The 25,145-nt window shown below is 32.7% G+C and carries 24 protein-coding genes; 4 read left to right on the top strand and 20 right to left on the bottom strand.

Going from position 1 to position 25,145, the window contains the following annotated elements; all coding sequences use genetic code 11:
* Positions 1-28 precede the first annotated feature (28 nt).
* Positions 29-709, top strand: a complete 681-nt coding sequence (locus DKT72_RS13805) for a LytR/AlgR family response regulator transcription factor (protein ID WP_111309333.1) — start codon at positions 29-31, stop codon at positions 707-709.
* Here the strand turns inward: DKT72_RS13805 and DKT72_RS13810 are convergent.
* Positions 693-3,314 carry an ATP-binding protein gene (locus DKT72_RS13810; RefSeq protein ID WP_111309334.1) on the bottom strand — a complete coding sequence of 874 codons (2,622 nt, stop codon included), beginning with the start codon at positions 3,312-3,314 and terminating at the stop codon, positions 693-695. The genes DKT72_RS13805 and DKT72_RS13810 overlap by 17 nt on opposite strands.
* 195 nt (positions 3,315-3,509) lie before the next feature.
* Here DKT72_RS13810 and meaB point away from each other — a divergent pair, with 195 nt between their 5' ends.
* Complete coding sequence (gene meaB, locus DKT72_RS13815) at positions 3,510-4,517, top strand: methylmalonyl Co-A mutase-associated GTPase MeaB (RefSeq protein WP_111309335.1); 1,008 nt, start codon at positions 3,510-3,512, stop codon at positions 4,515-4,517.
* 35 nt (positions 4,518-4,552) lie between these two features.
* Entirely contained in the window at positions 4,553-5,305 is a 753-nt protein-coding gene (locus tag DKT72_RS13820; protein WP_111309336.1) for an acyl-[acyl-carrier-protein] thioesterase, read from the top strand.
* A gap of 82 nt (positions 5,306-5,387) precedes the next feature.
* On the opposite strand, the gene scpA is transcribed toward DKT72_RS13820, so the two are convergent.
* The 8 genes from scpA to mce form a co-directional block, all read right to left on the bottom strand.
* Positions 5,388-7,520, bottom strand: a complete 2,133-nt coding sequence (scpA, locus tag DKT72_RS13825) for a methylmalonyl-CoA mutase (protein ID WP_111309337.1) — start codon at positions 7,518-7,520, stop codon at positions 5,388-5,390.
* On the bottom strand, positions 7,517-9,334 hold the full coding sequence (locus DKT72_RS13830) for a methylmalonyl-CoA mutase family protein (RefSeq protein WP_162623317.1): 1,818 nt from the start codon (positions 9,332-9,334) through the stop codon (positions 7,517-7,519). Before DKT72_RS13830 ends, scpA begins: the two co-directional genes overlap by 4 nt.
* Before the next feature lie 36 nt (positions 9,335-9,370).
* Positions 9,371-10,657: an acetyl-CoA hydrolase/transferase family protein gene (locus DKT72_RS13835; protein WP_111309339.1), complete on the bottom strand. Its 1,287-nt coding sequence runs from the start codon at positions 10,655-10,657 to the stop codon at positions 9,371-9,373.
* Between the two features lie 47 nt (positions 10,658-10,704).
* Positions 10,705-12,024 (bottom strand): sodium ion-translocating decarboxylase subunit beta, encoded by a 1,320-nt coding sequence (locus DKT72_RS13840; protein ID WP_111309340.1) that lies wholly within the window; start codon positions 12,022-12,024, stop codon positions 10,705-10,707.
* An 87-nt stretch (positions 12,025-12,111) separates the two neighbouring features.
* The gene (locus DKT72_RS13845; RefSeq protein ID WP_111309341.1) at positions 12,112-12,534 is read right to left on the bottom strand and encodes a biotin/lipoyl-containing protein; all 423 of its coding nucleotides are present in this window, start codon (positions 12,532-12,534) and stop codon (positions 12,112-12,114) included.
* Positions 12,535-12,560: 26 nt separating this feature from the next.
* Complete coding sequence (locus DKT72_RS13850; RefSeq protein WP_111309342.1) at positions 12,561-12,923, bottom strand: OadG family protein; 363 nt, start codon at positions 12,921-12,923, stop codon at positions 12,561-12,563.
* Positions 12,923-14,482, bottom strand: coding sequence for an acyl-CoA carboxylase subunit beta (locus DKT72_RS13855; protein WP_111309343.1), 1,560 nt, complete (start codon positions 14,480-14,482; stop codon positions 12,923-12,925). The genes DKT72_RS13850 and DKT72_RS13855 overlap by 1 nt, the downstream gene beginning before the upstream one ends.
* 40 nt (positions 14,483-14,522) lie before the next feature.
* On the bottom strand, positions 14,523-14,927 hold the full coding sequence (gene mce / locus DKT72_RS13860; protein ID WP_111309344.1) for a methylmalonyl-CoA epimerase: 405 nt from the start codon (positions 14,925-14,927) through the stop codon (positions 14,523-14,525).
* 181 nt (positions 14,928-15,108) lie between these two features.
* On the opposite strand from mce, the gene DKT72_RS13865 reads away from it, so the two are divergent.
* Positions 15,109-16,497, top strand: a complete 1,389-nt coding sequence (locus DKT72_RS13865) for an MptA/MptB family glycosyltransferase (protein WP_111309345.1) — start codon at positions 15,109-15,111, stop codon at positions 16,495-16,497.
* A 28-nt stretch (positions 16,498-16,525) separates the two neighbouring features.
* On the opposite strand, the gene DKT72_RS13870 is transcribed toward DKT72_RS13865, so the two are convergent.
* From DKT72_RS13870 to DKT72_RS13930, 11 genes are all read right to left on the bottom strand, one after another.
* Positions 16,526-16,894: a hypothetical protein gene (locus tag DKT72_RS13870; RefSeq protein WP_111309346.1), complete on the bottom strand. Its 369-nt coding sequence runs from the start codon at positions 16,892-16,894 to the stop codon at positions 16,526-16,528.
* A gap of 156 nt (positions 16,895-17,050) precedes the next feature.
* Positions 17,051-17,461, bottom strand: coding sequence for a VOC family protein (locus DKT72_RS13880; protein ID WP_111309348.1), 411 nt, complete (start codon positions 17,459-17,461; stop codon positions 17,051-17,053).
* Between the two features lie 14 nt (positions 17,462-17,475).
* Positions 17,476-17,706, bottom strand: a complete 231-nt coding sequence (locus DKT72_RS13885; RefSeq protein WP_111309349.1) for a hypothetical protein — start codon at positions 17,704-17,706, stop codon at positions 17,476-17,478.
* A gap of 13 nt (positions 17,707-17,719) precedes the next feature.
* Positions 17,720-18,160, bottom strand: coding sequence for a hypothetical protein (locus DKT72_RS13890; protein WP_111309350.1), 441 nt, complete (start codon positions 18,158-18,160; stop codon positions 17,720-17,722).
* Between the two features lie 28 nt (positions 18,161-18,188).
* Positions 18,189-19,166: a deoxyhypusine synthase family protein gene (locus DKT72_RS13895; RefSeq protein WP_111309351.1), complete on the bottom strand. Its 978-nt coding sequence runs from the start codon at positions 19,164-19,166 to the stop codon at positions 18,189-18,191.
* Positions 19,156-20,097 carry an agmatinase gene (speB, locus tag DKT72_RS13900; RefSeq protein ID WP_111309352.1) on the bottom strand — a complete coding sequence of 314 codons (942 nt, stop codon included), beginning with the start codon at positions 20,095-20,097 and terminating at the stop codon, positions 19,156-19,158. Before speB ends, DKT72_RS13895 begins: the two co-directional genes overlap by 11 nt.
* Positions 20,098-20,107: 10 nt before the next feature.
* Positions 20,108-21,574, bottom strand: coding sequence for a type III PLP-dependent enzyme domain-containing protein (locus DKT72_RS13905; RefSeq protein ID WP_235841710.1), 1,467 nt, complete (start codon positions 21,572-21,574; stop codon positions 20,108-20,110).
* A 331-nt stretch (positions 21,575-21,905) separates the two neighbouring features.
* The gene (locus DKT72_RS13915) at positions 21,906-22,778 is read right to left on the bottom strand and encodes a pseudouridine synthase (RefSeq protein WP_111309354.1); all 873 of its coding nucleotides are present in this window, start codon (positions 22,776-22,778) and stop codon (positions 21,906-21,908) included.
* Positions 22,779-22,867: 89 nt separating this feature from the next.
* Positions 22,868-23,770, bottom strand: coding sequence for a geranylgeranylglycerol-phosphate geranylgeranyltransferase (locus DKT72_RS13920; protein WP_111309355.1), 903 nt, complete (start codon positions 23,768-23,770; stop codon positions 22,868-22,870).
* 50 nt (positions 23,771-23,820) lie between these two features.
* Entirely contained in the window at positions 23,821-24,750 is a 930-nt protein-coding gene (locus tag DKT72_RS13925; RefSeq protein ID WP_111309356.1) for a mevalonate kinase family protein, read from the bottom strand.
* Positions 24,751-24,785: 35 nt separating this feature from the next.
* Complete coding sequence (locus DKT72_RS13930) at positions 24,786-25,145, bottom strand: four helix bundle protein (RefSeq protein WP_111309357.1); 360 nt, start codon at positions 25,143-25,145, stop codon at positions 24,786-24,788.

A 25,145-nucleotide genomic window follows, 5' to 3' on the forward strand; every position in this document is an offset into this window, starting at 1 on the left:
ATGAAATCCACAATATATTTGATGAGCTATGACATGCTTGATAATAGATGATGATCCTTTAATTTGTGATTTAATCGAACACTTCTGTAGTAAGATTAACGATATTACTAGTGTTACCACTACTACGTCTGGGTTTGAATCTATTAATCTTATAAACACCTCCTCTTTTGATATTATTTTTCTGGATTTTAATCTTCCAGATATAACGGGCAAAGACATATTGGAAATTATCAGTTCTAACTCATGTGTTATTATGATAACATCTAACAAAGCATTTGCTTCTGATTCTTACAATTATGACCAGATAGTAGACTTTTTAGCAAAACCAATAGATTTTCCTCGATTCTTTAAGGCATTTCAAAAAGCAAAAAGCCACATATCTAAAAATCAGGAAAAAGAAAGTAGATTATTTATTAAAGATGGTAACAAGTTGGTAAAAATAGAATTGGAATCTGTTAAATATTTTAAATCGGAAGCCAACTATGTTTCAGTTGTACTGCAAGACAGAAAAATATTGACATTAATGGCTTTAAAAGATTTGGAGGTTAAACTTCCAGATTATTTTCAGCGTGTGCATCGTTCGTATATTGTAAATCTTAATAAAATAGATTCTATAAATAATAACATGGTGGAACTTGGTGAGGATTATATTCCGGTAAGTCAGAGTTATGAAAAAGAATTACTTGCAAAAATTAATCTTTTGAATTAAGTTGAACTTCCACTCGAATACAACACAAATAATAAGCAAACACATTATATATATTTTCTAAATCAGAGTTCGCCACCTCTTTTACTTTTTGTGGCAAAACTTCGGAAAGGGATAGCAATTTTAAATTATTTATGTGAGCTATCATTTTATGCAAAATAGCTTCCCATTCACTTTCATCTTTAGTTTTAACAACCGAATCAATCCGTTTTAAATAGGTTTCAAATTCTTCTTCAAGAAGTTTCAATACTTTAATTATTCTATTGGAATTGTTGTCATAATTGCTGTAAATATTCGAAAAATCGGGAAGCGTAAATTCATGACTTCCCAGTATTTTAAATACAGTATCTTTTAAATAATCAATATTAAATGGTTTTTGGAAATATATGGTGCTTATTGCAGACATAACTTCTGGTTCGGTAGCAGACACCATTAAAATGGGGCATATAATTTTTTTTATTTTAACTAAATCTGAAAGTTTTTGCGAGAGGTTTTCATTTTCAAGCATCATATCGCTAATAATAATATCAGGATTATCACTCATACTTTCCATGACCATGTTCCATTTGTTCAATTGAATTAAGCGAATATTTTCATCATCAAAAATGTATGATACCAATTCTAAAGTTGATAAATCATCTTCAATATGCAGTATCTTATATGACTTTTTGAGTTTAGGATACAGGCACGATTTATCAGCTATTTTAGTTTCGCTTTTTAAAGTGGGAATTACAGGAACTTTAACACAGAATTCTGAACCTTTTCCTTTTTCAGATATTGCCATTAAAGTTCCGCCAAACAATATGGACAATTGTTTTACTATAGATAAACCTAGTCCGTAACTTCCATATCTTCCAGATAGATCTTCTTTTTCCCTAAAAAAACGATCGTTTATTTTATCTATATTTTCAGGAAGTATACCAATGCCTGTATCTGTTACTTTTATTTCCAATAAAGATGCGTCTTCATTAATTAATTTTGCTGAAAGATTAATTGTACCTTCTTGAGTGTATTTAATAGCATTTACCACCAAGTTGATGACAATTTGCGACAGTCTTAAAGCGTCGGTTATAAAATACTGGTTCTTAAGTTCTTCATCAATATTCAAAGTAAATGCCAATCCTTTTTGAATAGCCTCGTATTGATATGTTGCATAAATATCTTTTAAAAGTTCTTCAATGTTAGTGGATTCCTGTGTAATATGCACCTTCCCTTCTACAAGTTTTTTGTGGTCTAAAACATCATAAACTAATCCAGCAAGGCTATTTGAGGCTCGTTCTAACGAATTTATAATAGGTAATTGTGCTTTTGTAGGGGCATTCTTATGCAATAATTTTGTAAGCCCTAAAATAGCATTAAGCGGTGTTCGCATTTCATGACTCATGTTCTGTAAAAATTCGTCACGTTGATTCCTCGCTTCTTTTTCTTTTTTAAGTGATGTTTGTAAGGCATAGACCTGTGAGTCTATTTTCGCTCTCATTTTGCTGAAAGTTAGAGCTAAGGCACCTATCTCATCCTTTCTATGTATGGGAAGTTCCATATTACCATCAATTCCTTTATCATAATTACTTATTGCCTCTGTAATCTTGTTGATTTTTTTAGAAAAATACCTTACAAAAAACCATGATATTAAAATAGAAAACAAACACACCCAAAGCAATGTTTGCAAACTATCTCTGCGTACCAATAAAGCACTTGCCATTAGCGTATTATCTTCAATAGTAGAAATTAAATACAATTTTCTAACACCTTGAAAATAGGTTAATGGTTTAATATAACTTAGTAAATCGCCTTTGGTTTTCTCATTTAATTGACTAAAACCATCATTTAAATGAGAGCTAGATTTTAAATTAAAATCATTAAAAAAATTAAAATTGGTTTTAGTTTGTACTCCAAATTGCTGAGTTTTTTGTGGTGAATATAAATATTGTCCTTTGTTATCTATTAGATATAATTTAAACTCATTGCCCGATATTTTATCCAATGTTTCAAACAGTTTTGTTAAATCAACATTAATAATAACTATACCAATTATTTTATTTTCAGTATTAAAAATGGGGCTTGCTGCTCTTAGTGTAGGTATGTAAGGCATGCTAATAACACCATATTCTTCATTCAAGTTTATTTCAGAAAAATAAAAGTCACCTTTGTTCATTCTTATAGCTTCCTTAAAATACTCTTGACTGCCCTTTTCTTGAAGATTATTGGAAATAATAACTTCTTGATTTATTTTATCTAATCGAATAATTTCCTTGCCATTATTTTCAATCCCAATCAATCGAATTTGAAAATAAGATGCTTTATTTTTAAGCGTTACTTTAAAAAGTTCATTAACATCATCGCTTGTTTTTTTAGTAGTTTCTGTAATGTAATTTTGGAGTGTTGGGCTGTTAGATATTACGGCAATATCGTTAGACACCTCATTCAATAAGGCGTAAAATGATTGTTCGGCCAATTCGGAAGTGTGCATAATACGCTCCTTAGAATAGGTTACAATAACCCTAGAGGCATTTTTAAAAACCAAATATCCCGAAAGCAGTATAGAAAATATAATTAACCCCGTAAAAAACAAAGCGAAACGGGTAACTATAGAATATCTAATCTTCATCTAAATTGTATGACACATTTTAAAAATTCCGTTAAAGTAAAGATTTTTTAGGAAAACTTGTTAAGCAAGTAACTAATTGATTAACAAACATATCTTTTAGAATTTTTTAGGCGTTTTTTTTAATTAAAAAACGCGGCATTCCCATGGCATTTTTTTACTTTATCAGTATCTTTATATCTCCAATTTTTTCCCTGCATGATACACTACAAACCCAAAAACAGACTAACCGCACAAGCCTATATTGATGGTGTTTTAAATGGCGATCGGGTTATTCTTTCTAGAGCTATTACCATTATAGAAAGCAATTTGGAAAGCGACAAACTCCTTGCAAAAGATATTATTCAGGCTATTTTGCCAGCCTCTGGTAATTCCATACGTATTGGAATTACAGGTGTTCCTGGTGTGGGTAAAAGCACGTTTATTGAAGTTTTCGGAAAACACTTAATCAATCAAGGCAAAAAAGTGGCGATTCTATCTATAGATCCTAGTAGCCAACGCTCGAAAGGCAGCATTTTGGGTGATAAAACTCGTATGGAAGCCTTAAGCAATTTAGAGAATGCTTATATACGTCCGTCAGCTTCTGGTGATACGCTCGGCGGTGTTGCTAACAAAACAGCTGAAAGCATGTTGCTTTGTGAGGCTGCTGGCTACGATGTTGTTCTAATTGAAACCGTTGGTGTGGGACAATCGGAAACCGCGGTTCATGGCATGACCGATTTTTTCCTCCTTTTAATGTTGGCAGGGGCAGGCGATGAGCTGCAAGGCATAAAAAAAGGCATCATGGAAATGGCAGATATGGTAGTCATTAATAAAGCCGATGGCGATAATATTAAAAAAAGTGAGATGGCGCGTTTACAATACCAAAATGCATTGCATATTTTTCCGCAATCGGAATCTGGCTGGATGCCTGTTGTCACAAAAGCATCTTCAACAAAAAATATAGGGATTGATACGGTTTGGGAAGAGATTACAAAATACAGAACATTGGTTAACGAAAATGGGTATTTCGATAAAAATAGAAATCACCAAAAAATACGCTGGATGTACGACAATATCAATGAGGAACTTAAAGCTATGTTTTATGGCTCAAAAGATATTGCAAATAGGCTTTCAATTTTAGAAAAAGATATTATATCTTCTGAAATGTCTCCAGTAAAAGCAGCACAACTTATTATTGAAAAATTTAAAGCATCTTTTCAATAGGAAATCGTTTTTAAACTTTTTTAATTCTCTATGAAATGACGTTTGAAAATTATTTCGACAAACAATTTGAGCTAAGATATTTTGAAATGAATAAGTTGGGATTGGCAACGCCCACCATCATTTTAGCATTATTGGAAGAAACTGCCGCAGATCATTGCTACTCCATAAACCACAGTTTATTCGATCTTAATAAAAAAAATGTTGGTTGGGTATTGGTTTCCGGTATTTTGCAAATGGCTCGCTACCCAAATTACAAAGAAAAAATCACGATTAGAACTTGGTTATCCAGCTACTCTTCCATTAAAGGATATCGAGAGAATATCATTTTTGATGTACAGCAAAATATTATTGGCCGTGCCAAAGGCCTATGGGTTTTCTTTGATATTGAAAACAGGAAACCAACACCCATTTTTAATGATATTAAAGAAAAATGGTCTTACTATAATGAAGAATCCATTGTTAAAAACATCAAGAAAAAAATAGACGCTATGGAGGTTGCAACCCATATAAAAAAATTTAAAGTCAATAGATTTGATACCGACATGAACAAACATGTGAACAATATCAGGTATTTACAATGGGTGATTGAATCCATTCCAGAGGATATTGTAGATAATCATTTTTTACATGTGATAGACGGAAGATTTATTGCAGAAGCCCAATATGGTGATAGGGTTTTATCTTTAACAAATGATGATGCAGATGATAATTCTTTTATACATACCATAAAAATTATTGGAAGTAATAAAGTGTGTGCTACTGCCAAAACACTTTGGAAAAAAAATTAAAAAAACACTAATTGATTAAAATAGAAACCCCACTTGTACCATGATAGGTCAAGCGGGGTTTCGCAAGTTGAACGTTAAGTTATTAATCTTGTTCTAAATATTTTTCCATAATGGAAATAGCTGCTTTTGAAATTACAGTTCCAGGACCAAAAATGGCAGCTACTTTGCGTTCCAATAAATAATTATAATCTTGTTCTGGTATCACACCGCCAGCAAACACCATAATATCTGGTCTTCCTAATTTTTCTAATTCACCTATTAATTGTGGAATCAATGTTTTATGTCCAGCAGCCAAACTAGAAGCTCCTACAAAATGCACATCATTTTCAATGGCTTGTTTGGCAACTTCTTCAGGTGTTTGAAATAAAGGCCCCATATCGACATCAAAACCCAAATCGGCAAAACTGGAAGCCACGACTTTCGCTCCTCTATCGTGTCCGTCTTGTCCCATTTTTGCAATCATAACCCTAGGACGACGTCCTTCAATTTCTGCAAATTTATCAGCCATTTGCTGTGCTTTTGCAAACATATCATCGGTTTTTACTTCTTTACTATACACGCCACTTATTAATTTAGTATCTGCTTTATGACGACCAAAATGAACTTCTAAAGCATCGGATATTTCTCCTAAAGTTGCAAAATTCTCAGCAGCTTCAACAGCCAATTCCAATAAATTACCTTTTCCTGTTTCTGCACAATCTGTTAATGCTTTCAAATTGGCGGTTACGACATCTTGGTTTCTATTCGCTCTTAATTTTTTTAAACGCTCTATTTGAGACAATCTTACTGTAGAATTATCAACTTCTAAAATTTCGATATTCGATTTTTCATTAGTTCTAAATTTATTAACTCCTACTAAAATATCCTGTCCAGAATCCAATCGTGCTTGTTTACGTGCCGAAGCTTCTTCAATTCTCATTTTAGGAACCCCTGTTTCAATAGCTTTTGCCATGCCACCAAGTTCTTCAACTTCTTGAATTAATGCCCAAGCTTTTTTAGCTATTTCCTGAGTTAGGTATTCAACGTAATAAGAACCTGCCCAAGGATCAACCGATTTGGTTATTTGGGTTTCTTCCTGAATATATATTTGTGTATTACGTGCAATTCTAGCCGAAAAATCTGTTGGTAAAGCAATAGCTTCATCTAACGCATTGGTATGTAACGATTGTGTACCGCCCAAACCAGCTGCCATGGCTTCTATACATGTTCTAGCTACATTATTGAAAGGATCTTGCTCACTTAAACTCCAACCAGACGTTTGACTATGCGTACGCAAAGCCATCGATTTTGGGTTTTGGGGATTGAACTGTTTAATGATTTTTGCCCAAAGCATACGTGCTGCACGCATTTTGGCAATCTCCATAAAATGGTTCATCCCAACTGCCCAGAAAAATGACAGTCTGGGTGCAAACTCATCTATTTTTAAACCAGAATCCAATCCTCTTCTAATATATTCCATACCGTCGGCTAAGGTATATGCCAACTCAATATCTGCAGTCGCACCAGCTTCTTGCATGTGGTAACCACTAATAGAAATGGAGTTAAACTTAGGCATGTACTTGGTGGTATATTCAAAAATATCACCAATAATTTTCATGGATGGCAATGGTGGATAGATATAGGTATTACGCACCATAAATTCCTTTAAAATATCATTTTGAATGGTGCCACTTAAATGATCCAGTGCCACACCTTGCTTTTTGGCTGCAGCAATGTAAAATGCCATAATTGGCAATACAGCTCCATTCATAGTCATGGAAACAGACATTTTATCTAACGGAATTTGGTCGAATAAAATCTCCATATCTAAAATAGAATCGATAGCCACTCCAGCTTTTCCAACATCTCCCGTAACACGTGGATGGTCGGAATCATAGCCTCTGTGTGTTGCTAAATCGAATGCTACAGACAATCCTTTTTGTCCAGCCGCTAAGTTTCTTCTATAAAATGCATTAGATTCTTCAGCAGTTGAAAACCCAGCATATTGTCTAATGGTCCATGGTCGGGTAACATACATCGTGCTGTAAGGACCTCTTGTAAATGGCGGTAATCCTGCGACAAAATCTAAATGTTCAGCATCTTTAATATCTTCTTTTGAAAAATGTTTCTTTACAGGAATACCCTCGGGAGTATTCCAAATATCTTGGGTATCTGAAAATGTTGACTGCGTTTTTACAGCAGTATTTAATTTTAGATCTGAAAAATCACGTCTCATAATTGTAATGATTTAATGTTTTTTTGAACTTTTTTCTGAACACCTGAAATGGTTTGTATCACATCCGATTTTAAATGAATACATCCATCTAAACCAGCAGCCGTTAACGAGTTCATAATATCTACGGGATTCCCTGCTAATAAAAGTACTTTATCTGTATTAATATCCCTAAAAATTTCAACAAATAATAAGGCACTTTCGCTATAATCTGGATCTGAACTACAAATGACAACTACATCGGATTCTGATTTTGCGCTGCTCTCTGCTGCTTGCTTTGAACTATCATGACTTTTTTCTTGCCACACTTCAAATCCTGAAACACCCATAAAATCATAAGAAAAAGCGGCTCTGGCTTTACGCATGGTTAAATTTCCAAAACTTACCAATTCTACGATAGGACGTTTACCAGATGTGTCAACAATTTGTTCCGTTACTTTTCTCACAGCTTCAATTTCCAGCGATGCCCTCCTTGGCGTTAATAATTTTGAATCTGATGTTGCTCCAGCCGAAAGCACTTGTGATGGTACCGTTTCCATGAGGTTAGGATATTTATTTACCCCAACCATTGGCAAGCGTCTTTGACTTATTAATTTTATTTTTTCTTGGCGTATTTCTGCAATCTGTTCTTGAATCCATTCCATTTTAAAAGCCTTATAAAAACCTCCTTGTGCCTCAATAGCCTTAAAAAGCTCTAAGGCTTTCTCTGCTATTTGGGTGCTTACTTCTTCTATGTAATACGAGCCATCTACAGGATTAGAAACTTTTCCGAAATAAGATTCTTCTTTTAAAATGGTTGTGATATTACCCGCTATTCTGGTTGAAAAATCGGAAGGATTATTAAATTCTTTATCATAAGCATCAATTAAAACACCATCTACATTACCTAAAATGGCAGACATCGCTTCGGTAGTTGCACGCAATAAATTTGTATGCGCATCGGTTACCGACTTACTCCAAATACACGTTTTTGCAGTGAGGGTATAATCAAAATCTGAGACATCATATGTTTTTGCTATACTGTGCAACAAACTGTTAAAGGCTCTAAACTTGCCAATTTCAATAAAGTATTCTGATCCAATAGCTAATTGTATGTGAAGATTATTAAAAACACTTTCAACATCAATACCAATATAAAAACATTGCTCAATGACGTAAATTAAGGAATTTAAAGTATAAGCAACTTCTTGAACCTGGTTGGAACCCGAATCTAAATACGGTGTACCAGAAATGGTGATGGCTTTAAAATTTGGATAGTCACTTGATAAATTTACAATATGCTTTAATGTTTCAAACTGAAGTATATTATGATGCCCCGTTGTAACATAATTAGATATTATTCCTAAATCGAAATAACCTCTCAAGTTTTTATTATTGTTTAAATTCTGTTCTGAAAAATCAAAAAAATCTTTTATAAAGCCAATAGCACCTTCGTTTAGAACGAAAGATACCGCAATCTCATTAATGTTGATATTCTTTAAAAGTTTGGTAACAGACACCTGTTCTTTCAAACTAAAAAGAAGTCCTGTAGCCCCTTCATCTATAGCTTTTATGGCCAATGCATTACCGCTTTCGGCAGAAGCAACTTTAATCTCTCTATAATTGATTACATTTTGGGCGTTTTCACCAGTATTTGCTAGAAAATCCAGTTTATCTTCAGCACTATAAAAAGGTTGAACATCTATTCCATTCAAGTTTTTCCAAACTAATTTTCTATTGAAATCCTCTCCTTTTAAATCTATAGTCACTTTATCAACCCATTCCTGTTTGGTAACAGGCTTAAAATCGGAAAAAAGTATATTCTTATTAGTTTTCATAACCATGTCCATGTATATTAAGTTATTTCAATATTTTTAAACTTTAACACTACTTCCAAATCTTTCAAAAATGGCCTTATCCAATGCTTCCCTATGATCTGGATGCGCAATATCCCTAAGCGATTCTGCACGCTGTTTTAAGCTTCTACCAAATAATTCGGCTACACCATATTCTGTTACAACAAATCGGGCATGCGCACGTGTTGTAACCACACCAGCACCTTGTTTTAACATAGGCACAATTTTAGAGACACCTTTTAATGTTGTAGAGTTTACTGCAATGATAGGTTTACCTCCTTCTGATAAAGCGGCACCACGCATAAAATCCATTTGACCTCCTACTCCAGAAAACATTTTAGTACCAATAGAATCTGCACAAACTTGTCCGGTAATATCAATTTCAATAGCTGAATTGATAGCTGTTACTTTTGGGTTTTGACGAATAACAGATGTATCGTTCACATAGCCAATATCTAACATTTCTATTTCGGCATTGTCATCCATAAAGTCATATAGTCTTCTGGTTCCCATAGCAAAACCTGACACTATTTTATATGGATTTACTTTTTTCTTAGACCCATTTACAATACCTTTTTCCACTAAATCTACAATGCCTTCTGAAAACATTTCGGTATGAACACCTAAATTTTTATGATTCATTAAATAAGACAGAACCGCATTAGGAATACCACCAATACCCATTTGTAATGTGGCACCATCTTCAATAATGCTTGCAATATTTTTGCCAATGGCTTTTTCTTCTTCAGAAGGCGCTACCAATTTCATTTCATAAATATCTTCATCAACCTCCACACAAGCAGCAAAAGTGTTAATATGTACAATAGCATCTCCAAAAGTTCGTGGCATTTTAGGGTTGATTTGAGCTATCACTTTTTTACCTCGTTCGATGCCAGATATGACGATATCTACAGAAACCCCTAAAGAACAAAAACCATGTTTATCTGGAGGGGATACATTCACTAAAACGACATCTAAAGGCATATAACCTTGACGGAACAAACTGGGAATATCACTCAAAAAAATGGGGATATAATCAGCAGTATCACCAATCATTTTTCTAATATTTCCACCTATAAAAAAGGCATTTGTATAAAAACTTTCTCTTAAGTTTGGTGCTGTATAACCACATTCACCTTCGGTGTGTAAGTGCACTATGTTAACGCCTTTTAATTCTGAAGCTCTAGCTACCATAGCTCTAATAAGCGTTTGTGGTGTTGCAGCCCCTCCTTGAATTAACACTCTATCTCCTGATTTTATTAACCTTACAGCTTCATCGGCTGTCATTTTATTTGGTAAATCCATCATCTTATGTTTTTAAATTTATTTTCCTTTTCTATCAAAAATTTAAACTACCCTAAAAAGCTTAAAATAATACCTGCCGCAATAGCAGACCCTATAACCCCTGCAACATTTGGTGCCATAGCATGCATTAATAAATAATTGTGGGGATCTGCTTTTAACCCTTCGGCATGCACCACCCTAGCACTATCCGGAACCGCAGAAACACCTGCAGCACCAATCAGTGGATTTATTTTATCGTCGCCTTTAAGAAATAAATTCATGAATTTTGCAAAAAGCAATCCGCCCGCAGTTGCTATAACAAATGATATAGCTCCTAATCCAAATATCATCATGGAATCTTTGGTGATAAAAATATCTGCTTGTGTGGAAGCTCCAACAGTAACCCCTAAAAGAATCGTGATGATATCAATTAATTTAGTTCGAGCAGTTTCAGCAAGTCGTTCAGTTCTTCCAGATTCTTTTAATAGATTCCCAAAAAACAACATACCCAATAAAGGCAACGCACTTGGTGAAATAAACGTTGTTAACAATAAAGCTACTATTGGAAAGATCATTTTTTCTTTTTGTGAAACGGCTCTTGGAGGTTTCATCCTAATTAACCGCTCTTTTTTTGAAATTAACAATTTCATTACGGGCGGCTGAATAACAGGCACCAAAGCCATATAAGAATAAGCAGCAATCGCGATAGGTCCAATTAAATTTTTAACCGTAGTTCCGTCTGCCAAAACATTAATACCATTGGCCAATTTTGATGATAGGAAGATGGCTGTTGGCCCATCGGCACCACCAATAATACCAATAGCTCCTGCTTCTGGAAGATTAAATCCTAAATAAAGTGCCCCTAAAAATGTTGCGAATACCCCAATTTGTGCCGCAGCACCTAAAAGCATTAATTTAGGATTTGCTATAAGGGATGAAAAATCGGTCATGGCTCCTATCCCTAAAAATATTAGTGGTGGATAAATTCCCTTTACCACCCCGAAATAAAGGTAATTCAATACAGACCCTGTTTCATAGATACCTGTTTGATTCCCTGGCACAAAGGGTATATTACCTATAATAACACCTATTCCTATGGGAATTAATAAGAGAGGTTCGTAATCAAATTTAATACCTAGATATATAAAAATAATACCTACTAAAATCATAATTAAGTTTCCAGATTGAGCATTGGCAAAACCTGTAAACTCATAAAAATGCTTTATACCATCAAAAGCTTCAGAAACAAAACTTTCATCAACGCTGGTTTCTGTTTTAGAAACTGTAGTAGATGTCGTTGTATTTGTGGAATTTGCACTAAATCCTAATACTGGTTTTATAAAAATTAGCAGTGATAGAATTCCAAATATTAATATTACTTTTTTCATTGTCTTCTGTTTAATCATTTCAAACTATAAAATGAATCACCAATCATTTAAAATGATTCTATTTTTTTGAATGATGTTTTTCTAATTCTATTCTAATTCTATCATTACTTCGCCTTGTAAAACTTGTTGGCCAACAGCAACATTTACAGCAGTAACCACTCCCGACTTTTCTGAAACAATGCTATTCTCCATTTTCATGGCCTCAAGCACCAATAATAAATCGTTCTCTTTAATGGTGTCTCCTACTTTTACTTTAAGAGATAAAATAACGCCTGGAATTGGAGCGGTAATTTTAGCTTTTGCCGATGAACTCGGATTTATTTTTACGGGTTCTATAGCCGAGTTAACTGGTTTTCTAACCAACGTAGGTGTTTTTACTTTTTTAATTTCTTCCTTCATTTTTACAGAATAAGAAGTACCATTTACTTCCAATTCTATAATGTTACTTTCATGAGAAAGAATCTTAACTCCGTAACTGTTTTCGTTTATATTGAATGTGAAATTTTTCATGTTTTATAAGATTTAAAGTTCTTAAACTAAAGTCTATTCCTGTAAGCTCCATAAATTTTAGAGCTCCAAGGAGAATATAATTTTCTAGCCTGTTTAATGGTTAATATAGCATTTTCATCATCATGCTGTTCATCTAAATACAAATGAATGGCAACCGAAATTGCCGCAGCTATTTCTCCTGTGAAATCTGTATTAACTTTTCGTGAAATTTCTTTAACTTTTTTGTCTCTTCCCTTGGTAATTATTTTATATATGTAAAGCATTATGGGCAAACCATATTTAAAAAAGACTGTTAGAAGAAGTAAACCTGCAAAAACAATTAACAAGCCTGTAATTAGGATAATGTATCCTTCACTTAACGTATCGGTATATAATAGTATATGTGTCATTACAATGGAATATTTGAGTGTTTTTTAGGTGGGTTTACCTCTTTCTTATTAGCCAATAACTCTAAAGCTCTAATGATTCTAAACCTAGTATTTCTTGGTTCGATGACATCATCAATAAATCCATATTTTGCAGCCACATAAGGATTTGCAAACTTGGTATTATATTCATTTTCTTTTTCTTCAATGTAGTGAAGTTTTTCATCGGCATCCTCTATTTTACTAATGTTTGAGCCTTCCAATACTTCCACCGCGCCTTTAGCTCCCATGACTGCTATTTCTGCTGTTGGCCATGCATAATTTAAGTCGCCTCGTAATTGTTTACAACTCATGACATCGTGAGCACCACCATATGATTTACGAAGTGTGATAGTCACTTTAGGAACGGTTGCTTCCCCATAAGCAAACAATAATTTGGCTCCATGCAAAATAATACCTCCATATTCTTGTCCTGTTCCCGGTAAGAATCCAGGAACATCTACCAATGTTACAATAGGAATATTAAATGCATCACAAAAACGAACAAACCTGGCTGCTTTTCTGGATGATTCACAGTCTAAAACCCCTGCATAATATTTTGGTTGATTGGCTACAATACCTACGGAACGACCATTAAAACGAGCAAATCCTACCACAATGTTTCGGGCATAATTTCTATGAACTTCCAAAAATTCACCGTTGTCTGTTATGACTGAAATAATATCAATTATATCATAAGCTTGATTAGCATTTTCTGGAATGATGGTATTCAATGCATCTTCCAATCGGTCTATCGGGTCGGAAGTCGCGATAGTTGGTGGTTCTTCTAAATTATTTGAAGGAAGATAGCTTAATATTTTTCTGATAAGTATTAAATTCTCTTCATCATTTTCTGCTAAAAAATGTGATACTCCAGATTTGGTTGAATGTACATGGGCACCTCCAAGCTGCTCAGCCGTTACTACTTCACCTGTTACCGCTTGTACAACTTTTGGACCTGTAACGAACATATAACTTGTTTTGTCGGTCATGATAGTGAAATCTGTTAAGGCTGGAGAATACACAGCACCACCAGCACAAGGTCCTAAAATGGATGATATCTGAGGAATTACTCCTGATGCCATAATATTTCTTTGGAAAATTTCAGCATAACCAGCAAGTGATCTTACACCTTCTTGAATTCTAGCCCCACCACTATCGTTAAGTCCTATTACGGGTACTCCAATTTTCATGGCCATATCCATGACCTTACAGATTTTTAAAGCATAGGTTTCAGAAAGTGACCCCCCAAATACAGTAAAATCTTGTGAAAAAACATAAACAATTCTGCCGTCAATGGTTCCATGACCCGTTACAACCCCATCAGATAAATAAATCTCTTTATCCAATCCAAAAGATTTTGTTCTGTGAGTTACAAACATGTCAAACTCTTCAAAACTATCATCGTCTAAAAGAATGTTTATTCGTTCTCGGGCAGTTAATTTACCCTTAGCATGTTGGGAGTCGATACGTTTTACACCACCACCCAACTTTGCTTTTACTCTTTTTTCAATGAGTTCGTTAATTTTATCTTGATTTGCCATAATTATATTATTTGCTTATCTATGTTGTTATTCAATTATTTTACTCTTTTGAACATAATTCTGTAAGCACCCCAAGTGTAGATTTAGGATGCAAGAACCCAATATTTAAACCTTCAGCTCCTTTTCTAGATTCTTTGTCTATAAGAGCGACACCTCTTTTTTCCGCCAGTTTTAAAGCATCGGTTGCGTTGTTAACAGCAAATGCGATGTGGTGAATACCTTGTCCCTTTTTCTCTATGAATTTCCCTATTGGTCCGTCTGGCGACGTACTTTCAAGCAATTCAATTTTTGTATTACCTACCAAAAAAAAGGCTGTCTTCACTTTTTGATCAACAACCTCTTCTATTGAATAACATGTCATGCCTAAGACATTTTCATAATATTTGATGGCGTCTTCTAAATTTTCAACGGCAATACCTATATGTTCAATGTGAGAAATATTCATGATAAATGGTTTTTTAATGGAATTTTGTCATTAATAATATGTCAAAATTAGAATAAGAGTGCTTCCTAAATTATGACAGAAGTCATGTATTGTGTAATATTTACAATTAATGTTAACTACAACGTTTTAGTGGGTTTTATTTAAATTAAGTAATGACAAACAAATAATCTTATATTTGAAAATGTCTATAAATAACTCCTTTTTTAAACTTTACAGAACGCCTTTATTATTGGTGCTAACGAGTTTTTTATTCTATTTTTCTTTTGCTTACGATTTACAAAGAAGAGATTACACAAAACTTATCATGCTATATACAGCTCTGTTTTTTGTGTTTTACAATCTTATTAAAATCTTTAAGCACAACATTCATTTATTAACATGGTTAGCTTTTGGTTTTAGAGCCGTTTTTATATTGGCTATTCCGAATTTATCACAAGATTTTTATAGGTTTATATGGGATGGCAGATTGATTGTTGAAGGCATCAACCCATACTCACATACTGTTGATTTTTTTATACAACAAGGCACAAACCCAATAGCAGAAGCCTTGGAATTGTATAATGGTATGGGTACTTTAAACGCAGGTCATTTTTCAAACTACCCTCCTATTGACCAATGTTGTTTTGCTTTGGCAGCTATATTTTCAGGAAAAAATATTTTGGGTTCTGTTATAGTTTTAAGGTTAATTATCATTTGTTCCGATCTTGGAACGCTTTATTTTGGAAAAAAACTACTTAAAAAATTAGAATTACCCATTCATAATATCTATTGGTATCTATTAAACCCGTTTATTATTATTGAATTAACTGGCAATCTTCATTTTGAAGGTGTGATGGTTTTCTTTTTGATTTGGAGTCTATATTTATTGCATACAGGGAAATGGATATTTGCTGCTCTTATTTTGGGGCTTTCCGTTTCAGTAAAATTGATTCCTTTAATGTTTTTACCCTTGTTTTATCAATGGTTTATCAACGATAACTCTTTAAAAGAAAAGGGACTTCTTGCTTTTTCAGACATAAAAAAACTAATTGTTTTTTATGTTATTATGGGCATCACTACACTCTTGTTTTTTGTTCCATTTTACTTCTCGGGATTCATAAATAATTATTCGCAAACCATTGGTTTATGGTTTCATCAATTTGAATTTAATGCCAGCATTTATTATATAATAAGGGAAATAGGATATTTGTTTAGAGGTTATAATGAAATAGCATTTATTGGTAAAATAACACCTGTTATTGTTACTTTATTTATTTTAATCTTGACTTTTTTTAGACAAAGCAAAACAACTACACAACTAATTACTTCCATGCTTTTCGTGTTATCTTTTTATTATTTTACTGCTACAACAGTACACCCTTGGTATTTAGCAACGCTTTTAATGCTTTCCATTTTCACAAAATATAAATTCCCTTTGGTATGGAGTTTTACTATTATATTAAGTTATTTAGCCTATGCAAATCCTAATAACGTAGAGAATTTATGGATAATTACCTTAGAATATGCAATAGTTTATAGTATATTTATTTGGGAAGTATTCATAAAAAAAGCCACCAAAATGGTGACTTAAAACGGCATTTTATTATTAGATCATTCGATTACAATTTTTCTAATTTTAAAATGGTATTTATTTCATGCTCTTCCTCAAAATTATCGGCATCTTTAGTAACTAAAATTTTTGTTTGATAGGTAACTTTAAATTTAGAACCAACTAGGGCTGTAGCATTCAAGTCGAATTCTTTTAATAAAGCTTCATCAATTTTTTGGAATGTAAGAGTGTGTTCATTATCATCTTCTCCCTTAACTATAAAGTTATAACCGTAATCTTCATGTCCATCAAAAACACCCACAATAGTAGTTGTATTTTGAAATGTTAATACAGAATTATTATCTGATAAATTAATAGATTTAAAAGAAACAAATATGAATGCAAAAAAAGCAAAAACTACTAAATATGTTGTTTTCATTAGTGTAAAAAATTATATAATTAATACTTCATTAACTTCTGAATTTTGCCACTACAAGTCAGAAGATGCTTTTAGTAAAAACCAAATAAAGATTTTACATGTGGGAAAAGGCAATGTCCTTATATTTGCATACAGAGGTATTAAGATTAAATTCAATTAAGATTCAAACACATTTGCTATATTTTTAAAACTTTTAAATTCAAGCATATAATCGTTTGGATCATTCACAAAAAAAGAGGTGTGCTCCCCAAGATTATTTTTTAAAAAAGTAGTTTTATCAACTAATTCAAAGTCTTCATCTTTAAGCTTGGAGTACACATTATTCCACGTTTCCAAATCAACGATAACACCAAAATGAAAGGAAGGTAATATTTTACCTTCAAACACATAGTTTGGACTATTAAAGTTAAACTTTCCTGTTTTTATAAATGTTATTTGATGCCCAAATAAATTTATATCCACCCAACTTTGGGTCGACCTTCCTATGGAAGCACCTATACTAGTATAAAATTTTTTAGTATCTCTTACGCTTAAGCAAGGTAATGACATGTGAAACGACGTATCCATAATGCCTAATTTAGTTATATTGGTTTTAAACTTTCTATTCTGTAAATTAAAAAATCCTCATCTGCATCATCAAAAACTTCTACAAAAGAGACTCTAAATGCTTTACCTACAAGCGATGTATCATTTTTTAAATCAAATTGCTTTAAAACACGAGGATGAACTTCTTCAAAAATCATATCCTCACCATTATCAAACAAAAACGTATAATAACCGTTTTTGTAAGACTTAAAAACAGCTGTTTCCATTCACTAAAAAAAATTAATCTATATCGTCGTCGTCGTCTTCATCAATTGGTTCATCATCTTCATCCATGTCATCATCAAAATCCTCATCATCATCTTCATCAAGCTTAACTGGTTTAGCAACCACATCGTCATCATCATCATCATCATCTGCTTCAATCTCAATTTCTGGATCTTGGATAGCCTCTGGATCATCTGTAGCAAAGTCTCCATAATCATCTTCATCATAATTCTCCATAGTTATGGCCAGTTTTTTACTAACTTTCACTAAATACTTAGTGTCTTTAGTTGTTACTTCAACAGCCTCAATAATTTCATTACTAGCATTTCTGAATGATATAATTTGATCTTCATCATAACCATCGGGGTATTTCTCAACCAATAGTGCTAAAATTTCTGGGGTCAATTTTTTAAAGTCTACGATAACTCGTTTTAAATTGTCGTTTCTATTTTTCATTTTTTCAAAAGTTTGAATATAGCATTTTTTACATACCTAAAAGGTAAGCAAATATTAATGGCGCCACAATAGTTGCATCGCTTTCAATTATAAATTTAGGGGTATTAATATCTAATTTTCCCCATGTTATTTTTTCATTTGGCACGGCACCAGAATAAGAACCGTAACTTGTTGTTGAGTCACTTATTTGGCAAAAGTAACTCCAAAAAGGGATGTCGTGCATTTCCATATCTTGATAAAGCATTGGCACCACACATATGGGGAAATCACCTGCAATTCCTCCTCCAATTTGAAAGAAGCCAACACCTTTTCCTCCAGAATTTTTTGGATACCAATCTGCCAACCACATCATGTACTCGATACCTCCTTTGGTAGTTGTTGGTTTAAATTCACCTTTAATACAGTAAGAAGCAAAAATATTCCCCATAGTACTGTCCTCCCATCCAGGAACTACTATTGGTAAGTTTTTCTCGGCAGCAGCAATCATCCATGAATCTTTTGGATCAATCTCATAATATTGTTCCAAAACACCAGAGTTTAACATTTGGTACATAAATTCATGAGGAAAATAACGTTCTCCAGATTTATCTGCTTTATTCCAAATATCATATAAATGTGATTGTAACCTTCTAAACGCTTCTTCTTCTGGAATACAAGTGTCTGTAACGCGATTATAATGATTTTCTAACAAATCCCATTCTTCTTGGGGTGATAAATCTCTATAATTGGGTACACGTTTATATGAATTGTGTGCTACTAAATTCATGATATCTTCTTCAAGGTTGGCACCTGTACAAGATATGATATGAATTTTATCTTGACGAATCATTTCTGCTAACGACTTCCCTAACTCGGCAGTACTCATAGCTCCTGCTAAGGTTACCATCATTTTTCCACCTTCAAGCAAATGTGTCTCGTAACCTTTTGCAGCATCTACTAAGGCAGCAGAATTAAAATGCAAATAGTTTGTCTCTATAAATTGTGAAATAGGTCCTTTAGTAGTCATCGTCTTCTTCAAATTTCGAATTATTGTTCTTGTTTACAAATGCATTATCAAATGAATTATCATAGCTATCTTCAGCATCTTCATTTTGAAATTTGTAACTAATCATTTTATTATACAATCTAGCTACCAGTGCGTTTGAAGCTTTGTTGTTTTCATTAGGACAAAACTCCATAATATCAAAACCAACAACATTTTTTTCAGCAAAAACCTGCTTTAAAAAATCTAAAGTTTCGTACCAAAATAATCCACCTGGTTCCGGATTTCCATTATTTGGCATGATAGAAATATCTAAAGCTGACAAATCAAAGCTTATAAAAACATTATCTGTCATTTGGTCTATAGCACTATCAATCCATGTGTCATCCACAGCCATTTCATGAGCAAAATATGTTTTTTCCTCATCCATAACCGTTTTTTCCATAACACTCATAGAACGAATACCAACTTGAATCAAATTCGTTGTTTGGCTAGCTTCATAAGCGGCACATGCACTATTAAATGAAGATCCATTATAGGTTTTATTTAAATTGGCGTGTGCATCTAAATGTAAAACCGTTAAATTGTTAAAAGTTTCATTAAAAGCACGGATGGTTCCTATTGACACAGAATGTTCTCCACCAAAAAGAGTAACAAATTTATTTTTTTTAATGTACTTTTTAGTGATTTCGTGTACCGCTTTTACCATAGCTTCTGGAGTACTATTTTCTGTAACGGCATCAGCTAAATAAATACCTTGTTTATAAACTTCAGTAGCTGTTTCAATATCATAAAGCCCCATGTTTTCTGAAGCTTCTAAAAATGCTTCTGGTCCTTTACTCGCACCTTTTTGCCATGTATTTGTTCCCTCATAAGGAACTGGAATAAGTACAACTTTTGCGCTTTCTAATTTTGCGAATTCTTCTGGAATTCCAGCGTAGGTCTTAATCTTCATCGTTAATTAATTATTTTTTGTTGGTTAAGTGCATTTCACCATTTACTGATTCAGCTAATACATCCACTTCACCAGTTTGGTTTTCTTCATAACCTAATATTTTAAGTAAGTCTTCACTTTTTTGTTGTTCACTAAATAAATTAGTAGTTAAATTACCCTCTTCATCCCTGTCTATTAAAATATGTTTTGGCGAGGGAATTAAACAGTGTTGCAATCCTCCAAAACCTCCAATGGTTTCCTGGTAGGCTCCCGTATTAAAAAACCCAATATACAAAGGCTTATCTCTATTATATTTTGGTAAATAAATAGCATTCATGTGTTGTTCACTGTTATAATAATCATCACTATCACAGGTTAAGCCACCTAATAAAACACGCTCATAACTATCGTTCCATCTATTTACAGGAAGCATAACAAACCGTTTATTAATAGCCCAAGTATCTGGTAAGGTTGTAATGAAAGAGGAATTTATCATGTTCCACTTTTCTCTATCATTTTGTTGCTTTTGGTAAAGCACTTCATATATGGCTCCACCGCTTTCTCCTACTGTAAAACTACCAAATTCTGTAAATATATTTGGCACCTCTACTTCTTCTTCTTCGCAAACCAATTTTATTTGATTGATAATTTCATCAACCATATATTGGTAATCAAAATCGAAAGCTAAAGAGTTTTTAATAGGAAATCCTCCACCAATATTTAAACTATCGAGAGTCGGACAAATTCGTTTTAAACTTGTATAAACCTTTAAACATTTAAGTAATTCGTTCCAATAATAAGCATTATCTCTAATACCGGTATTAATGAAAAAATGAAGCATTTTAAGCTTTACTTTTTTATTCTCTTTTATTTGAGATCTGTAAAAAGGAACAATGTTTTTATATCCAATTCCCAAACGAGAGGTATAAAACTCAAACTTCGGTTCTTCTTCTGAAGCTATTCGAATGCCTATATTAAATCTTCCTTTTATTTCTTTTGAAAGTAAATCAATTTCTTCGTAATTATCAATAATTGGAATACAATTTTTATGTCCTCCGTTTATTAATTCTGCAATGTTAGTGACATATTGCCCTCTTTTAAAACCATTACTAATGACATAGGTTTTATCTGTAATTTTTCCCTCCTTCTTTAAATTCCTAACAATATCAATATCAAACGCTGAAGATGTTTCTATATGAATATCATTATTTAAGGCCTCATTTAAAACATGTTTAAAATGGGAGCTTTTTGTACAGTAACAATAATTGTACTTCCCTTTATAATGATGCTTTTTTAAAGCTGCGGCAAACCAAGATTTGGCTCTATTTATATTGTTTGAAATTTGTGGTAAATAGGTAAACTTTAATGGTGTTCCGTACTGTTCCACCAATTCCATTAGGTCAATGCCATGAAATTGCAAATTTTTGTCCTCTAAAGTAAATTCTTCTTGTGGAAAATAAAATGATTGATTTATTAGATCTATATATTTAGTATTCATTCGTTATTTCGATATAATAGATTTATATTAATTTTTTAAAGTTATGAAACATATGTTTCTAATCAAATAATATTTTCTATTTATCAAATTTGAATCTGACTTTGAGTAGTAGGAATAAAGGCATATTTATGTTGACTACCAACAATAGCATATACAGAAGTTAGCTTTAAATTTCGGTTACTTTTTCTGTAAGCATCCCTTGAAAACAACTTCTTAATTTCCAAAAGTCCGAATATACAAACACGTTTCAATTTGTTCAGCATTTACTTTACAAATGAAATACATTTTTTTTATTTTTTTTGAAAAAAATGTTATTTTTTATCATCTTTATTTAAAGCATTTTAAGCGTGTTTAACTCTTGCTCTGTGAGATGTTTCCAATGCCCACGTGGAAGGTCTTTTTTTGTAAGGTGACCAATAGCAACACAATCTAGACTAATGATTTCATATTTCAAATAATCGAATATGGTTCTTAAAATAGTACTGCCCGTATTTTTAATTTTTAAGCCTATTTCATTTTTCGAAGCGCCATCTATATAGCTAATTTCCTCGACAGCAATTAACTTCCCTTCAATTTTAAAACCTGATTGAATTTTTTTTAAATCTTCTAGCTTTAAATTTTTATCAAGTTCTATATGAAATAATCTGGCAATGCCATTTTTAGAATTCGTGAATTTTTCTACAATAGCTTCATCGTTTGTAAACAAAAGTAATCCTAATGAATTTCTACCTAAACGCCCAATGGGTTTAATACGAGAAGTTGTGGCATTAGCAACCAAATCCATAACCGTTCTTCCTTTTCCTTCACTAGTTGTCGTAGCGAATCCTTTTGGTTTATTAAGTAAAACATAGGCTTTCTTTTCTGGATTTACACGAGCACCATCATATCTTATCTCATCATCAAGTTTTACCTTGTAGCCCATTTCGGTTATGACCTTTCCGTTAACGGTTACCAAACCTGTAGAGATATGAACGTCTGCCTCTCTCCTGGAACAAATACCAGAATTGGCAATATATTTGTTTAATCTAATTTCATTGGGGTTAGATTTATGAACCGAGGTTTCCTTTGTTGGGCTAGACGGTTTTGTAAATCCACCTTGACCCTTCAAAGGTGCATTACCTCTAGCATAACTATTATTTCTACTAGTTCCACCGCCTCTTCCTGAAACTTTCCCACTGCCCTTATCTCCTTGATGCCTACTCATGACTTAATTATTTTTTACAAAGATATGTTTAAATTTATGATTGACGATTTTTGGATTAATGATTTGTTAAACAGTAAAAAAATCGCCTTTTATATATGCTTTAAAATCACATTCACATCTATTAATAAAATACTCAACACACCAGATAAAATAATAAATTTCAAGATATTATGAAGTATTAAATAGTGTAGTTTGGTTTTAGATTTCCATATCAAGAGTATAAAAAATACTAATAAAACGACACTTAAGTAAAAGTAAACATACATGCGACCTACTTCAAATTTATACAGTAAAAGATATATTGGGATTAATGTTAAGCAGGTTAAAATAGTCAACATTATTTTTGACGCCTTTTCACCATAAATAATAGGTATTGTTTTATAACCGAGGGCCAAATCGCCTTTTATATTCTCCAAATCCTTAGTAAGTTCTCTCATTGAGATAATTAAAAACAAGAACATCGCATGCACAAAAATGACAGATTCAAAGTTTTTGTAATAAATAAAAATAACAAAAAATGGCGTGATCGTTAAAATAGCAGATGTCATGTTCCCAATAAAAGGCAACTTTTTAAGTTTGTGTGAATAAAACCAAATACCAAAAATATAAGCCGAAAAGAAAATCACAGCATTAAAGGACACATAGCTTGCCATGACGACAGACATGAAATTTAATAAAAAATACAAAGACAACTTGGTATTTTGCCCTACCAATCTATCTATCATAGATTTTTGTGGTCTGTTTATTAAATCTTTTTCTGAATCGTAAAAATTATTGATAATATAACCTGCAGCTATAGTGGCCGCAGATGCCAAAACCAACATCAATAAATTAATATCAAAAACAACTTGCCTTATGGGTTTGTCGTGGGCGAAAATATAAATAGATGTTACATATTGCGCCAAAACAATCACAAGGATATTGTACCCTCTCACTACAGAAAACATACTAAAAAACTTAAGTAGAATATGTTTCTGTCTTCTGTTTAACATATAAAATATTTTATGAGGTACTGAAACGTGTTCAGACTGACAGGAAACGTCTAGAAATTATAAACAACTTCTAATTTATAATCTTTTAGGGCTTGTTTTGCTTTAGCAATGTCCTCAGTAAACCCAAGTATATAACCACCACCGCCAGAACCACAAAGCTTTAAATAGTAGTCGTTAGTTTCAATTCCTTTTTTCCAAAGTTCATGAAATTGCTGCGGAATCATAGGCTTAAAATTATTAAGCACCACTTTTGATAATCGCTTGGTATTTTTAAATAATGATTTAATATCACCACTTAAAAAGTCATCTACACAAGCATCGGTATGCTTAATAAATTGGTCTTTTAGCATGTTACGAAACCCCTCTTGCTTCATATTCTCCATAAAAATAGAAATCATGGGAGCAGTCTCTCCACTAACCCCACTATCTAATAAAAAAACAGCATTTTTACCTTCACTCTTCTGCGAAGGAATACCTGTCGCTTCAATATTATCTTGAGAATTGATAAGTATGGGAATGCTTAAATAACTATTTAAGGGGTCTAATCCTGAAGATTTTCCATGAAAAAAAGATTCCATTTCCGAAAAAATCTGTTTTAGGGTTAATAATTTTTCACGTGTTAAATTCTCTAAAACCGTGATCTTGTTATGAGCATATTTATCGTAAATGGCTGCGACTAGAGCCCCACTGCTACCAACACCATACCCTTGAGGAATGGAAGAATCAAAATACATGCCTTCGCTAACATCTTGCTTTAGCTGTTCAATATTAAATTCTACTAAATCAGCATCAATAGTTTTCAAAAAATCAACAAAACGTCTTAAACTTTCGTTAGATTTTATAGCACTTTCTGAAGGATGCTCATCTACTTTTAAAGCACCATTATAAAAATTATAAGGAATCGATAACCCTTTCGAATCTTTAATAATTCCATACTCTCCAAAGAGTAGAATTTTCGAGTAAAATAAAGGTCCTTTCATAATTTAATTAGCGATTGACAATGGATAATTGACAATTATTTTTGTTTTGATGCTTTAATTATACTAATCAATAATTTCAATAACTCTTTAATATCTATCTGTATACTAAGATACTCCGAATTATTCAAATAACCTGTTTCTTTTAATAAATCTAACCAATATTCCGTTTCATTAGCTTCTTTTAGAGCTATAGATAATTTGTGAATAAAATCTGCTTTGCTTTCTGCATGCTCAGATTCTCTGATGTTAGCTCCAATAGATGTTCCTGATCTTAATAATTGTTTTGAAAGTACAAACTCTTTTTTTTCTTCAGTTAAAAACTTACACAAATTAACAATTCTAACTGCAAATATATAACTTTTGGTTTTGACTATATTATCTTTCTTAATAATCAT

Origin of the sequence: Confluentibacter sediminis (assembly GCF_003258355.1) — a bacterium.
In the GTDB taxonomy this organism is placed as follows: Bacteria; Bacteroidota; Bacteroidia; order Flavobacteriales; family Flavobacteriaceae; genus Confluentibacter; species Confluentibacter sediminis.

Bases quoted from the DNA above. Each gene is read 5' to 3' on its own strand.
- DKT72_RS13805 (WP_111309333.1), top strand. From the start codon at position 29: ATGACATGCTTGATAATAGATGATGATCCTTTAATTTGTGATTTAATC.
- DKT72_RS13810 (WP_111309334.1), bottom strand. From the start codon at position 3,314: ATGAAGATTAGATATTCTATAGTTACCCGTTTCGCTTTGTTTTTTACG.
- meaB (WP_111309335.1), top strand. From the start codon at position 3,510: ATGATACACTACAAACCCAAAAACAGACTAACCGCACAAGCCTATATT.
- DKT72_RS13820 (WP_111309336.1), top strand. From the start codon at position 4,553: ATGACGTTTGAAAATTATTTCGACAAACAATTTGAGCTAAGATATTTT.
- scpA (WP_111309337.1), bottom strand. From the start codon at position 7,520: ATGAGACGTGATTTTTCAGATCTAAAATTAAATACTGCTGTAAAAACG.
- DKT72_RS13830 (WP_162623317.1), bottom strand. From the start codon at position 9,334: ATGAAAACTAATAAGAATATACTTTTTTCCGATTTTAAGCCTGTTACC.
- DKT72_RS13835 (WP_111309339.1), bottom strand. From the start codon at position 10,657: ATGGATTTACCAAATAAAATGACAGCCGATGAAGCTGTAAGGTTAATA.
- DKT72_RS13840 (WP_111309340.1), bottom strand. From the start codon at position 12,024: ATGAAAAAAGTAATATTAATATTTGGAATTCTATCACTGCTAATTTTT.
- DKT72_RS13845 (WP_111309341.1), bottom strand. From the start codon at position 12,534: ATGAAAAATTTCACATTCAATATAAACGAAAACAGTTACGGAGTTAAG.
- DKT72_RS13850 (WP_111309342.1), bottom strand. From the start codon at position 12,923: ATGACACATATACTATTATATACCGATACGTTAAGTGAAGGATACATT.
- DKT72_RS13855 (WP_111309343.1), bottom strand. From the start codon at position 14,482: ATGGCAAATCAAGATAAAATTAACGAACTCATTGAAAAAAGAGTAAAA.
- mce (WP_111309344.1), bottom strand. From the start codon at position 14,927: ATGAATATTTCTCACATTGAACATATAGGTATTGCCGTTGAAAATTTA.
- DKT72_RS13865 (WP_111309345.1), top strand. From the start codon at position 15,109: ATGTCTATAAATAACTCCTTTTTTAAACTTTACAGAACGCCTTTATTA.
- DKT72_RS13870 (WP_111309346.1), bottom strand. From the start codon at position 16,894: ATGAAAACAACATATTTAGTAGTTTTTGCTTTTTTTGCATTCATATTT.
- DKT72_RS13880 (WP_111309348.1), bottom strand. From the start codon at position 17,461: ATGGATACGTCGTTTCACATGTCATTACCTTGCTTAAGCGTAAGAGAT.
- DKT72_RS13885 (WP_111309349.1), bottom strand. From the start codon at position 17,706: ATGGAAACAGCTGTTTTTAAGTCTTACAAAAACGGTTATTATACGTTT.
- DKT72_RS13890 (WP_111309350.1), bottom strand. From the start codon at position 18,160: ATGAAAAATAGAAACGACAATTTAAAACGAGTTATCGTAGACTTTAAA.
- DKT72_RS13895 (WP_111309351.1), bottom strand. From the start codon at position 19,166: ATGACTACTAAAGGACCTATTTCACAATTTATAGAGACAAACTATTTG.
- speB (WP_111309352.1), bottom strand. From the start codon at position 20,097: ATGAAGATTAAGACCTACGCTGGAATTCCAGAAGAATTCGCAAAATTA.
- DKT72_RS13905 (WP_235841710.1), bottom strand. From the start codon at position 21,574: ATGAATACTAAATATATAGATCTAATAAATCAATCATTTTATTTTCCA.
- DKT72_RS13915 (WP_111309354.1), bottom strand. From the start codon at position 22,778: ATGAGTAGGCATCAAGGAGATAAGGGCAGTGGGAAAGTTTCAGGAAGA.
- DKT72_RS13920 (WP_111309355.1), bottom strand. From the start codon at position 23,770: ATGTTAAACAGAAGACAGAAACATATTCTACTTAAGTTTTTTAGTATG.
- DKT72_RS13925 (WP_111309356.1), bottom strand. From the start codon at position 24,750: ATGAAAGGACCTTTATTTTACTCGAAAATTCTACTCTTTGGAGAGTAT.
- DKT72_RS13930 (WP_111309357.1), bottom strand. From the start codon at position 25,145: ATGATTATTAAGAAAGATAATATAGTCAAAACCAAAAGTTATATATTT.